Here is a 13,176-nt window from a genome sequence, read left to right as displayed (position 1 = left end):
CGCGGTGGCACTGCAAGAATTAAGTATCTGAAAACGTAGAAATAATCAAAATTTTAAACCGAAGGACGCATGAACAAATCAATCAATACAACCGGAAGTATTTTCAGTGGGCTGTTTGGCCTGGTGGTGTTTGCCATAGGCGTGGTGAATACCTTTTGGGGCAATGACCCGGGGTTCGGCATATTTCTGCTGCTGCTTTCCCTGGTGTATTTTTCACCGGTGACCAATTACATAAAGCACAGAATTGGCTTTACCGTACCAGTATGGCTTAAAATTGCCCTAGGAATATTTATCATCTGGGCGGCCCTGGGCGTGGGCGAACTGTTTGACAAGGTAGACCTTATGCTGGGGAACGTCTAAACGCAGCGCCTACTTCTTACGGCAAGTCGCTTCTACTGCTTACAACATTTTTTAACCTGATTTCATCTTACTCATACTATCATGAATGCAACTACCAATTCTTTGAACCTCCTAGGCTGGGCGGCAGGTCTACTCCTGATGGTGATTGGCGTACTCAACTTGTTTTTGGTTCATCCGGTGCCGGGCATTGCCTATTTCCTGCTGTCGCTGCTCTTCTTTCCGCCGGCCAACGCCTTGCTCAAGCGCCGGTTTGATTTCTCTATTCCGGTGGTGGTGAAAATCATCTTGTTCGTGGTCATTATGATGTTCACCCTGGGCGTGAGTGACCTGGGAGACATGCTGGACAAGTGGTAAGGAAAGACATCAGCAGAAACTACTTAGCTAACCAATCTCCGCAGCCCGAAACCCATGAGCCTTTCCACCAGATTAGACCAATTGCACGCACAGGCCCGACGGAACAGATGGCTGTGGTTGTTCACCATTCTCTGCCGAATCTTGCTGGCCGTGGGTTTTATTCCGCCGGGGATTGTGAAGATTATGGGCGAGCGGTTCACGGTGCTTTCTGTGAATCACCCCATGGGCAATTACCTGGAGGCACTGCACCATACGGGCTACTATTATACTATGATTGGCGTGATGCAGGTGCTGGCCGGGCTACTGCTCCTAATCCCTAGGACGGTGGTGCTGGGCGCGGTCATTTACTTTCCCATCATTCTTAACATCTGCATTCTGTCTTTTGCCGTACGGTTTGAGGGTTCCAGGCTTACCTCGCCGTTGATGGTGCTGGCCAACCTCTACATCCTCTGCTGGTACTATCCCGCCTGGAAGCACATTCTTCCCTTTAACCAACCAGCCCAGGCTGGCAGGTTCCCGGGCTGGAAAGAGCTGGACACCAAGTTTCCGGTGAAGTTCTTTGCGGGTGTGGCGGCAGCCTTTGCGCTGGTGGTTCTCTTTGCCGTGTACGGAAACGAATTGATGCCCCGCAATACCTTGAAAGAATGCCAAACCCAGTGTGAAGACAGCGCCAACCCAGCAGCCTGTTACACGTTCTGCGACTGCATTCACCAGGAAGGACAACCCCTGGACGATTGCCTGGAAACCTACTACAAAGCGGGCAGTCCATAACCTGTTGCCCCGGCTTGTCACTGAGGTCTAGGCATGGTACTTATGATAAACACCGCTATGGCAAACGAAATAGGTTAAGGTTGGCATGGGCTTATAGAAATGATTCCAACGCCATTCATTGAGGCCTCGCTTCTTGTCATCTTGAAAAGGTCATCAGAAAACATGAGTTGATTAATCTGGTCATGTCACCGCCAGAAAATATTTGAAAAGAACAACTTAACAAAGTGCCTGCTCTCCTCAGGTAAATCGCTCCACTGCTCGCTCTCGCCTTTCATGAAAAGAGGCGCAGCGCGAAGATCAACGACACCATCCATCCCCTTAAAACCATCTTGAATAGCCTCAGGAGCACTTGCTGTGCCTGAACAGGATTCTTATTGCCTTCACATTATCATTAAATAAAAGCGTAACGCACATGAAACGTAGAACCAACCGCATTTTTACAGCTCCTGGCCAAAATAAGCCAGAGGCTGCACCAGGGAGCCTCAAAAAGCTTTTCCGCTTTCTTGCTCAACCCCTGATGATTCTCCTTTGGATAGGTAGCCCAGCCTTGGCCCAGGACAAAACCCCCGAGGTAGACAAGATTTTTAGTTGGGCATCTAAGGAAACGCCGGGTTGCGTGTGCATGGTCTCACAGAACGGGAAAGTGGTGGTGAACCGCGCCTACGGCACCGCTGATCTGGGGGAAGGCACGCCCTTAGAGACCAATGCAGTGTTTGACATTGGGTCCGTTAGAAAGCAGTTTATTGCCGCAGCCGCTCTGCAATTGGTTCAGGAGAAAAAACTTTCCCTGTCAGAAGATATTCATGCTTACCTGCCAGAGCTGCCCAAGTACGGCCAGAAGATCACGCTAAACCATTTGCTCACCCACACCAGCGGCATCCGGGACTGGACCGGGTTGTTGCCCCTGGCTACTGGAGACCCAGAGACGCTTACGGTCATCCTTCGGCAGAAGGGCCTCAACTTTAAACCCGGCGAGGAATGGTCATACTCCAACAGCGGCTATGTCCTGATCACTGAAATCATTGCCCGCACTACTAAAATGCCCATTGCCGAGTTTCTGCGCACGCGTCTGTTTGTACCGCTGGGTATGACCTCCACCGTCTACGTGACCAGCATGGCCAACCCTGTGCAGAACCAGGCCCTGGGCTATGAGAAAACAAAAGACGGCTGGAAACTAGACATGTACCTGGGCAATGACCGCGGTGGCGGTGCCATCCTGAGCACTGCAGAAGACTTGATCCGGTGGAACGATGTCCTTTCCAGTGGAAAGTTGGGCGCCTTTGTCTCCCAGAAACTACAGGAACCCGCCCAACTAAACAACGGCCGGAAGCTGGGGTATGGCCGGGGCTTGTTTCTGGAGACCTTCCGGGGTGTAAAAGAAGTGTGGCATTCGGGTGGAGCGGCGGGCTATCATACTTGGTTGGGCCGTTTCCCGGAGCAGGGTGTTTCTGTGGCTGTGCTGTGTAACTCCAATGCCCGTCCCGCTTCTGGCCTTGCCGAGCGCGTAGTGGATCTGTTTGTGACCTATCCAGAAACAGAAAAAGCCGTGGCCAGTGCGCCGCCTGTCCTCACCGGTGAAGCCCTGGAACAAGCCAAAAGCCGGGCCGGACTTTACTTCCCAGAGAAAACCGGTGAGCCCCTGCGCCTGGCCATAGACAAAGACCGTTTCAGGGTAGCAGGCGGCCCCGGTCTGGTGCCAGCCGGCCAGAACCGTTATCGCCGTCTGGGAGCCTTTGTGCAGTTTATGTCACAGGATGCGTTTGAGTTACATTTCCCGTTGCCGGATGTAGTAGAAGTGAAATCCATGGAAGGCAAAGTCTCCCGCTACCACCGCGCCCAACCTTACACTCCCAGCACCTCTGAGCTGCAGGCCCTGGCGGGCCGCTACCAGAACGACGAGATAGGCTCTGTCTTTCACATGACCGTTGGCCCAGATGGCAACAGCCTCTTCGGCCGCGCCAACGCCGCCCCCGCGCCCGGCTTTGAATTCAAGCCCGTCAGCAAAGACACCTACCAGCTGGGCGGCGTGCTCCTGCGCTTCGTGCGCGACAAAGTCGGCAAGGTAGTGGCCCTAGACTACAGCAACCCAGTGGTTCGCAACCTCATCTACACCCGCACAAGTGACCAAACCAGCCGGTAGAAGTGTGAATGTTGATGTGTCACTTCGTTTTTGGCCTGTTTTCTGAAAAATAGGCCAAAAACGAAGTAACAGGAGGCCTATTCTGGAGAACAAGTAGCTTGCTTTATGCAAGTATAGGTTTACCAGCTTTGGTGTAAGTATAGGTATCTAAATCTGAGATTGCTTTTATCCGCTTGCTAGGGTCAGCTTAGATAACAAATGGTTGAACTGCTCAAGTAATTTAAATGGACGGGATTTTATGTTAAGCTTATTGTTTCTTGTATTTATTGCAACCCCGCTGGTACTCGGATGCTTATGTTATTTTGTTCCTAAAATGCTGGGCTGTCCAAAAACAGCCAGGTATTTGACTATTGGTTATGGACTGCTTGTTACAGCAGCCGGATTCTTTATTGCATTTGAAGATATGTTCTTTACAAAGGCTTCTGCCAGGGAACTAATTGAGGAGCAGGGATTCAAACTTGAAGATGAATTTAAATTATTGAGGAATGAATCCATGTCTGGGATAGGTGACTATTACCACACGTTTACCTTGCAGATTTCAGACAATGATAAACAAGCGGCAATCTTATTGATTAAAAGTTCTGATAACTATAAGCCGGCTACTAGTTATCCTGATGATTTGCCATACCATCAAACTACAGATAGGTATTTCGGTAAAAAGATCATACGTAACTATGAGACATCTGAATCCTATGTCAGGGAATATTTTGAGCCCAGCGGCCGCAAAGGATATGCACCAACTTTTAGACAGATATTTATCCATAAAATCAAGAATGAAGTAGAATTTCAAGAAACTGACTAATGTTTATTACTGTCAACAGGCTTAAGCAGTACCTTTAACGGGTTATCTATGGGCTTACAAAAGGCTGTTATGTTCTGTTTGACCAAGAAACCATGTCCCACGCTTACATTTAAAGAGCTGCGCAGTGAATGCCTTACATAATTGCCTATCAAAATATCATCCCATCTCTTCAGAAGCCTGGGGTGCTCTCTCTAAGGCATTAACGAGGGTAGAGGTTTCAAAGAATTCCTTTTTGGTGAAGGAGGGAACGGTCTGCAACAATTTGTATTTTCTTGAAAAAGGCTGTCTGCGCGGGTACTATAACCTGGACGGGAAGGAGATTACTTATTGGTTTAGCTTTGAGGATAATTTCGTGACCTCTTTTTACAGTTTCATTTCCCGGAAACCAGCGGTAGAGAACATTCAGGCCCTGGAGGACTCTGCCTTGTGGAGCATCAGTTTTGAAGTGTTGAACCAGCTGTTTGATGCCCATAACGATCTTGAGCGGGTGGTGCGCATAATCAATGAGCAGTACTACATACGGCTGGAAGAACGGTTCATGGCCATGCAGTTTAAAACGGCTCGTGAGCGCTACGAGCAGCTGATGGAAAACTCTCCGCACATTCTTCACAGAATCTCACTGGGACAGACGGCGTCTTACCTGGGCATCAGTCAGGAAACCCTGAGCCGGATACGCAGCCAGGTGTAGCATTTTCCTTTTTGACAAATGTCAAAAGAAAGGAGAGGGGTGTGGCCTACTTTTGATTCATCACTTAACAAAAAACCAAAGATGAATCAGAAACCATCCAATGTATTTGCCGCGGCCTCTTATTTTGTTCTGCTTACGGGCATCAGTGCCTACGTGATAGGGCTATGGAACGCCAATATGCTGCTGAATGAAAAAGGCTATTACTTCACCATTCTTATGTACGGTTTGTTCTCGGCTATCTCTCTCCAGAAAAGCGTACGTGACCAGGTAGATGGTATTCCCGTTTCTAATATGTACTACGGGCTTAGCTGGTTTTCTACCATTACCGCCTTGGTGCTGCTCACCGTAGGCCTTTGGAACGCCGATCTCTTCTTGAGCGAGAAAGGTTTTTATGCCATGTCGTTTCTTCTGAGTCTTTTTGCGGCTATCACGGTTCAGAAAAATACCAGAGACAGTCTGGCAAAGGAAGGGCCGGTTAAGAACAGTGCAGAGGTGTATTAATAGCTAAGCAGAGAAGAAAGTCATAAAACCAAAAAGGCCGCTTGAGCATCTCTCAAGCGGCCTTTTTATGCTAGAACCAACCCTTCTTAGAACTGGTCAATATAGGTGTTCAGGGTAGCGCTTGGGCGCATGGCGGCAGAGACTTTGGACAGGTCTGGGTGGAAGTAGCCGCCCATGTCAATGGCTTTGCCCTGCTCGGCAATCTGCTCCTGTACAATTTTGTCTTCGTTCTCCGTGAGGCCTTTGGCCAGGTCCGTGAACTTGGCTTTCAGCTCTTCGTTCTTGGTCTGCTCTGCCAGGGCCTGGGCCCAGTAAAGCGCCAGGTAGAAGTGGCTGCCGCGGTTGTCAATGCCACCTACTTTACGGGCTGGTGACTTGTCTTTCTCCAGGAACTCGGCGTTGGCCGTGTTCAAGGCCTCCGCCAATACGGCTGCTTTGTCATTCTTGGTTTTGTAGGCCAGGTCTTCCAGAGAAACCGCCAGGGCCAGGAACTCACCCAGAGAATCCCAACGCAGGTAGTTTTCTTCTTGGAACTGCTGTACGTGCTTAGGGGCAGATCCGCCGGCACCGGTTTCAAACAATCCGCCGCCGTCCAGCAATGGCACAATGGAAAGCATTTTAGCACTGGTGCCCAGTTCCAGAATAGGGAACAAGTCGGTGAGGTAGTCACGCAGTACGTTACCGGTTACCGAGATGGTGTCTTGACCGTTCTTAGCGCGGGTACATGAGTAGCGCATGGCCTCTACCGGCGACATGATGTTTACTTCCAGGCCGTTGGTGTCATGGTCTTGCAGGTACTTCTCAACTTTCTTGATGAGGTTGGCGTCATGGGCACGCTGCGGGTCTAGCCAGAAGATGGCAGGAGCACCGGTGATGCGCGCTCTGGTCACGGCCAGTTTCACCCAGTCCTGGATAGGCAGGTCTTTGGTCTGGCACATTCTAAAGATATCGCCTTCCTCTACTTTGTGCTCCATGAGGGCGTTGCCGTTGGCGTCTACCACGCGCACGGTGCCGGCTTCGGTGATCTGGAAGGTTTTGTCATGTGAACCGTACTCTTCGGCTTTCTGGGCCATGAGTCCAATGTTAGGCACGGTGCCCATGGTTTTAGGGTCAAAGGCGCCGTTCTCTTTGCAGAAATTAATCACCTCTTGGTAAATGCCGGCATACGAGCGGTCTGGGATCATGAACTTGGCGTCATGCGCCTTGCCGTCTGCGCCCCACATCTTGCCAGACGTTCTAATGGCCGCGGGCATGGATGCGTCAATGATCACGTCATTAGGGAAGTGCAGGTTGGTGATGCCTTTGTCTGAGTCTACCATGGCCAGTGCCGGGCTGTTGTCATACACTGCTTTGATATCGGCTTCAATGGCGGCGCGCTGGTCTTCTGGCAGGTTTTGGATCTTGCTGTACAAATCGCCTAGGCCGTTGTCTGGGTTCACGCCGATTTGCTTTAACACCTGAGCGTGTTTCTCAAAAACGTCTTTGAAGAACACGGTAACGGCATGCCCGAACATAATAGGGTCAGAGACCTTCATCATGGTGGCTTTCAAGTGCAGGGACAACAGAATGCCAGAGGCTTTGGCGTCTGCAATCTCCTTCTCATAGAACGCACGCAGGGCTTTCTTGCTCATCACGGAGGAGTCAATCACTTCGCCAGCCTTGAGAGAGATATTGTCTTTTAGGATCTTGGTAGAACCGTTGGCGCCTACAAATTCAATCTTCACGCTGGTGGCGTTGTCCACTACCACAGACTGCTCGGTGCCGTAGAAATCGCCGCCGTCCATGTGGGCCACGTGTGATTTGGAGTCTGACGACCAGGCACCCATGGAGTGCGGGTTTTTGCGGGCGTACTGCTTCACGGCATCGGCTACGCGGCGGTCAGAGTTGCCTTCACGCAAGACTGGGTTCACGGCGCTGCCCAGCACTTTGCCGTAGCGGGTTTTGATTTCCTGCTCGGCGTCTGTTTGCGGGTTGGCCGGATAGTCTGGAATGTTATAGCCTTGGGACTGTAATTCTTTGATGGCCTGCGTCAGCTGGGGCACAGAGGCAGAGATGTTCGGCAATTTGATGATGTTGGCCTCGGGGGTTTTGGCTACGTCGCCTAAGTAGGCCAGGTCATCGCTCTGCTTTTGGTCAGCAGAAAGGTTCTCTGGGAAGGTAGCCAGAATACGGGCGGCCAGGGAGATGTCTCTTACTTCTACCTCAATGTTGGCGGCTTTGGTGAACGCCTTTACAATGGGCAGGAAAGACTGCGTGGCCAGCGCCGGCGCCTCATCTGTGATGGTATAAATGATTTTTGATGTGTTTGCCATAGTGGTTCGTGTTAAAGGTAAAGACCCTGTGTGCTTACCCGTGTACGCCTAAATAGGGCGCTCCGCCAATACGCGAGGGTTTGACCAGCAAATATAAGTGAAAATTGATACGCGAGGGACCGCCGCCCGCCAAGCCGTTGCATAAATTTGATAACACCCACCTACGCTGCACTGGTGTTTCGTTTTTGGCCAGTTTTTCAGAAAAGAAGCCAAAAACGAGGGAATGCGGGGCTGAAGACATATTTTTAAATCTGTTTTCTACGTAAAGGCAATTTGAACCTTCGGCAACCGGAACTTACATGCGCGCACCCTCTTCTTCCTTTGATACAGAATCTTCTCCAGGCGAGGGCCTTTCCTTTCAGAAGATTTTTGAATTGCAGAATAACCTCAACATTCTTCTGTCTACCTCTTTTCATATAATAGCCGTTACCAACGCATATGAGCAGGAAACCTTCATCTCCAGGGAGCAGGCAATAGGAAAGTCTGTGTTTGAGGTGTTTCCAGACAATCCAGAAGTAGGGAGAGAGGGTTCCTCTGGTAAGTTAAAAGCTTCTTTGGAGCAGGCGCTTACCAGCAAGCAGCCGTGCCAGGTGGAATTGATCAGGTATGACATTACAGACCCTGCCATGCCGGGGAGGTTCATAGAGCGTTATTGGTCTGTGGTGAACACGCCCATCTTAAATGAGAAGGGAGAAGTGACGCGCATTTTGCATGAGGCCAAAAACATCACAGAGGCAGAGAAAGCAAAAAAGGACCTGCAAGAAAGCGAAGACCGGGAGAAAATAGCCTTGGCCCAGGTAGAGCAGCAGCGTCTTAGATTGGAGCGCCTGTTTGCCCAGGTGCCCGCGGCTATGGCCATTCTGGAAGGACCAGACCTGGAGTTCAAGGAAATCAATGACGCCTACCAACACCTGTTCCCGGGCCGAAAACTGTTGGGATTGCCGCTGTTTGAGGCACTATCAGAATTGAAGGGCCAGCCCATAGAAGACATTGTGGAGCATGTGATAACCACCGGCGAAACCTTTGAAGGCAAGGAAATTCTAATACCCTTGGCCCGGCATGAAGGCCAACCACTGGAAGACATCTATTGGAACTTCATTTACCAAGCGCTCTATGACGCGCAAGGCAAAATAAACGGCATGTTTATCTTCGCCTTAGATGTGACGCCCTTTGTAGAAGCCCGCCAACAGGTAGAAAAAAGCGCCGAGGAATTAAAAGCCCTTAACCAGGAACTAGAGGCCAGGGTGGAGCGGCGCACCCGGGACGTACAGAAAGCGCAAGCCGAGGCAGAACGCCAGCGCCAACGGCTGGAGCGGTTGTTCATGAATGCGCCCTCAGCCATCTGTATTCTGTCTGGCCCAGAGCTGGTGTATGAACTGGTGAACCCGGTGTACGCCGGTCTTTTCCCAGACAGGAAACTTTTGGGTAAACCCATTTTAGAGGCCTTGCCTGAGATTAAGGATAACAAGGTGTATAGAACTTTCAGGGAGGTGTATGCCACCGGCATTACCCATGAAGAACCAGAACTTCTTATCCCTTTTAAGTCACCTGAAGGCCTCTGGGAGGACCGCTACTTCAGGTTCATTCAACAGGCCAGAACCAATGAAGAAGGTAAGATAGACGGTGTCTTGGTCTTCGCCATTGAAGTGACAGAGCAGGTAATCGCGCGCAAAGCCGTAGAAGAAACCGCCAATAACCTTAGGCTCATCACAGACTCCTTGCCGGTGCTCATTGGGTACTTAGACAGAGACCGTGTGTACCGCTTCACCAACAAGGCCTATGAAAGCTGGTTCCCTATTAAGTCTGAAGATTTGCTGGGCCGTAAGGTGCTGGATGTGGTAGGAGAGGAAGCCTATAATGCCACCAAAGGCTACATGGACCGGGCGTTGGCGGGGGAGCGGTTGAGCTTTGAAGCCACCATGCCCTACCGCGAAGACTTTGTCAAGCACATTAAAACAGACTATGTGCCAGATGTGAGAGACGGCCAGGTGCTGGGCTTTTACACCTTGGTGACAGACGTCACAGAGCAGGTAGAGGCCCGTAAGCGCATGGAGCGTAGCAGCGAAGAAGCCAGAGGCCTGGCGCAGGAACTGGCCGGCACCAATGAAGACCTTAGGTTAGCCAACCAACAACTTACCCACACCAACAAAGACCTGGATAATTTCATCTATACCGCCTCGCATGACCTCAAAGCGCCTATTTCCAACATAGAAATGCTTTTAAAGGAGCTGCAGGTAGAACTGCCCCAGGAAAGTCTGCAGGAAAGCGAAGTGCAAGCCATCATCAAGATGATGCAGAATTCCATTGACCGCTTCAAGAAGACCATAGCCAGCCTCACTGAAATCACCAAGCTGCAGAAAGACCATGACCAGGCGGCCCAGACCGTCAACCTGAAAACCATGGTACAGGAAGTGCAGCTAGACATGCAACAAAGCATCCTGGCCTCTGGAGCCCGGTTGGAGGTAAATCTTAGAGAAGACGCCCAGGTCTCCTTCGCGGAAAAGAACCTGCGTAGTGTGGTGTACAACCTGCTGTCCAACGCCATCAAGTACCGGCACCCAGAAAGAAGCCCGGTAGTGAGGGTGAGCTGTGAGCCAGAAGATGCCTATGTGGTTTTGATTGTGCAGGACAACGGATTGGGTATTAATCCTAAGCAACAACATAAGCTGTTCACCATGTTCAGCCGGTTTCATGACCACGTAGAAGGTTCTGGGGTGGGCCTCTACATGGTGAAGAGAATTCTGGATAACGCAGAAGGCAAGATTGAAGTACAAAGTGCCGTGGGCGTGGGGAGTACGTTCAAAGTGTACCTGAAAAGAGCCGTTTAGCCGCTGTGCGGCTTATTCTCAATAACAGACTAGTATCCTTTCCTATGAAGAAGACCCTTTATGCTTTCTTGCTGTGTAGCCTGGGGTTGGCCGGCTGCCAAACCAAGACGTCTACAGAAACCGCCACGTCAGGCACGGAGACTACGCCAGCTACCACTCCTGGCTCCTCTATGCGCCCAAGCCCCGAAGCCACGGTCTTGCAGCAGGACACCCTCAACGCTGTGCAGGATGAAACCGTGAAAAAGCCTGCCACCGGCAACGCCACCTCCGATTTTGGCGTGTTTTTCAGGAATTTCGAGAAAACCATTCAGCAGGAAGATGCCCAGGCCTTTAACCAGTACATTGATCCGGCACGCGGCCTCTACATCATAGACACGCCGGGCGCCATGCCCCAGTTCACCCACGTCCAGGACATACGGCAGTACAAGCGGTTTTACCAGAACCTGCCTTTCTTCACTATCAAAGAATACTTTAAAAGCTGTGATCTGCAGCCCATAGCCACCCTGCCCAAAGTCACCTGCGAAGGAGAGGATGCCTACGCCCAGAAAGGCTGTTTTGTGGCAGATGCCGTCGCTTTCAGGAAGAACACGGCCGTGCAATACACAGAACTCCCCGCCGCCCAGAAAAAGACCATCGCCCTGACGCAGCTCCTGGTCACCAAAACAGTCCTGCACACCGCCTCTGGGTTTAAGTTTCATTTCGCGCAGATTGAGGGCCAGTGGCGGGTGCTGTTCATTGACCTGATGATCCCTTGCAGCGCCTAAGATTCTAGACATAAGACGTAAGACTCAGGATGTGAAGTGGCTGGGTAGATCTCACCTGTAATAAGTTGGCGGGTGCAGGTAGGGCTGGAAAAGGGCGCTTCCAGAATATCTCTCCTGGTAGTTTCTGCGTAAGCTGTACCAATCGTTTTTGGCCTGATTTCCAGAAAACAAGCCAAAAACGAAAAGCAGACTCAGAACTCAAGACCTAGAACTTTCATCATGGCCTGGCCTTCGCATCTTCCTCCTCCAGACCCGCTTGTGGTCAAAGAACTTACCGCCAGGCAAGAAGAGCTTCGGGAGCAGGTGATCTTGCAGAAGCCTGACTTCCAACTGAACTGGCTAGCCGGCTGCGATTCTTCTTTCATAGGCGAAAACATCCTTTCTGTGTTTGTGCTTTTGAAGTACCCCGAGCTGGAACTGATGGAGAAGGTCTACCATTACGGACCCGTAGAACTACCCTATATTCCCGGTTTTCTGGCCTTTAGAGAAGCTCCCAATTTGGTGAAGGCCTACGCCCAGTTGCAGCAGAAGCCAGATTTAATCATGGTAGACGGGCACGGTATTGCGCACCCTCGTCGGTTGGGCATTGCCAGCCAACTAGGCGTGCTCCTGAACAAACCCACCCTGGGTGTGGCCAAGAAGGTGCTCACTGGCAAATACGAAGAGCCCGCCCCCGTCAAAGGAAGCATCACGCCGCTCACGCACCGGGGAGAGCAGATTGGCAACGTGATCAGAACCAAAGACAAGGTGAAGCCCGTGTTCGTGTCTCCGGGGCACCTCATGGATTTGGAAACCGCCACCGCCATTGCCCTTAAAACCGCCTTGAAGCACAAGCTCCCAGAGCCCACCCGCCTGGCAGACCACTACGCTGAAGTCTTTAAAGCCGAAGTCCGGTAAGCGTACCAATCATCTGTGGTTTTATGCGTGTAGAGACCAATTGCAAGCCCGGTGAGACAGTCCTTTAGCGTTGTTCTGAGGAACGACGTAGTGCTACGGAGCCAAGACGTTACGAACCTACCAGGATCAGTTATTATACCAAAATCTGCCGATGTAAAACACCCCCCTCGCCCCCCTCAAAGGGGGAATCTAATTAGTAATAGCCTCTGCTACGGGCACCAGTTCCAATTGCGACCTACAAAGGCCTTTACTAAACGCACCCGTTCCAGTCTTTCCGTCGAGTCGCCTAAGCAGGTTGCCGCCTCTGGAATGAAAGCGGACACGACAAGGCAATGCCAGCCAGTTAGGCAAGGGAGCGACCACGCAGAAGAGGCAAGCTGGTACAGCGCGAGGCGGGAAGACTGGGCCCCGCGGCCGCGAGCGCTTTGCGGTAGAGATGCAACAAACCGGCATAAGGGCACCGGCAGGAAGAACCTTCTCAGGAGTAGCCCACGGAAGCGCACGGCAGAAAAGCATTATGAGTCGAATAAGTGGCATAAGATCACCAGAAGAAAGAACCTGCTCAGGAATAGCCCACGGAAGTGCTTACATATAAAAAGAAAGTCACAGATGGAACATTCGCCGCGTCATGGGAAAGGAGGAGTAATAAAAGCCTTGGGGAGGAAGTCAGCAGCGACGTCAAAACCGACCATAATTTAATCAACCGTCTCAAAAAGCCCTCTTTATTAAATCTCCTGTTTACAACTGAAATCAAGGTGA

The 13,176-nt window shown here is 51.0% G+C and carries 11 protein-coding genes; 10 read left to right on the top strand and 1 reads right to left on the bottom strand.

What is annotated here, in order from left to right; genetic code table 11:
• Positions 1–69 precede the first annotated feature (69 nt).
• From GU926_RS09350 to yiaA, 7 genes are all read left to right on the top strand, one after another.
• Positions 70–360 (top strand): hypothetical protein, encoded by a 291-nt coding sequence (locus tag GU926_RS09350; protein ID WP_160691216.1) that lies wholly within the window; start codon positions 70–72, stop codon positions 358–360.
• Between the two features lie 81 nt (positions 361–441).
• Positions 442–714 carry a hypothetical protein gene (locus tag GU926_RS09345; protein ID WP_160691214.1) on the top strand — a complete coding sequence of 91 codons (273 nt, stop codon included), beginning with the start codon at positions 442–444 and terminating at the stop codon, positions 712–714.
• A 54-nt stretch (positions 715–768) separates the two neighbouring features.
• Positions 769–1,485: a DoxX family protein gene (locus tag GU926_RS09340; RefSeq protein ID WP_160691212.1), complete on the top strand. Its 717-nt coding sequence runs from the start codon at positions 769–771 to the stop codon at positions 1,483–1,485.
• Between the two features lie 517 nt (positions 1,486–2,002).
• Positions 2,003–3,625 (top strand): serine hydrolase, encoded by a 1,623-nt coding sequence (locus GU926_RS09335; protein ID WP_160691210.1) that lies wholly within the window; start codon positions 2,003–2,005, stop codon positions 3,623–3,625.
• Positions 3,626–3,863: 238 nt separating this feature from the next.
• The gene (locus tag GU926_RS09330; protein ID WP_160691208.1) at positions 3,864–4,427 is read left to right on the top strand and encodes a hypothetical protein; all 564 of its coding nucleotides are present in this window, start codon (positions 3,864–3,866) and stop codon (positions 4,425–4,427) included.
• Between the two features lie 124 nt (positions 4,428–4,551).
• Entirely contained in the window at positions 4,552–5,115 is a 564-nt protein-coding gene (locus GU926_RS09325; RefSeq protein ID WP_262886131.1) for a Crp/Fnr family transcriptional regulator, read from the top strand.
• A gap of 81 nt (positions 5,116–5,196) precedes the next feature.
• A complete protein-coding gene (yiaA, locus tag GU926_RS09320) occupies positions 5,197–5,616 on the top strand; it encodes an inner membrane protein YiaA (RefSeq protein WP_160691206.1) in 420 nt (139 codons plus the stop codon).
• 86 nt (positions 5,617–5,702) lie between these two features.
• Here yiaA and GU926_RS09315 read toward each other — a convergent pair whose 3' ends face one another.
• Positions 5,703–7,928 carry an NADP-dependent isocitrate dehydrogenase gene (locus GU926_RS09315; RefSeq protein ID WP_160691204.1) on the bottom strand — a complete coding sequence of 742 codons (2,226 nt, stop codon included), beginning with the start codon at positions 7,926–7,928 and terminating at the stop codon, positions 5,703–5,705.
• A 299-nt stretch (positions 7,929–8,227) separates the two neighbouring features.
• Here GU926_RS09315 and GU926_RS09310 point away from each other — a divergent pair, with 299 nt between their 5' ends.
• The 3 genes from GU926_RS09310 (at position 8,228) to nfi (ending at position 12,417) form a co-directional block, all read left to right on the top strand.
• Positions 8,228–10,756, top strand: a complete 2,529-nt coding sequence (locus tag GU926_RS09310; RefSeq protein ID WP_160691202.1) for a PAS domain-containing sensor histidine kinase — start codon at positions 8,228–8,230, stop codon at positions 10,754–10,756.
• 44 nt (positions 10,757–10,800) lie between these two features.
• Positions 10,801–11,520 carry a hypothetical protein gene (locus GU926_RS09305; protein ID WP_160691200.1) on the top strand — a complete coding sequence of 240 codons (720 nt, stop codon included), beginning with the start codon at positions 10,801–10,803 and terminating at the stop codon, positions 11,518–11,520.
• A gap of 219 nt (positions 11,521–11,739) precedes the next feature.
• Positions 11,740–12,417 carry a deoxyribonuclease V gene (gene nfi, locus GU926_RS09300; protein ID WP_160691198.1) on the top strand — a complete coding sequence of 226 codons (678 nt, stop codon included), beginning with the start codon at positions 11,740–11,742 and terminating at the stop codon, positions 12,415–12,417.
• Positions 12,418–13,176 lie beyond the last annotated feature (759 nt).

The organism is Nibribacter ruber (assembly GCF_009913235.1).
GTDB classification, from domain to species: domain Bacteria; phylum Bacteroidota; class Bacteroidia; order Cytophagales; family Hymenobacteraceae; genus Nibribacter; species Nibribacter ruber.
The sequence above is the reverse complement of the archived record's forward strand: the minus strand, read 5'-3'. Positions and strand labels throughout refer to the sequence as shown.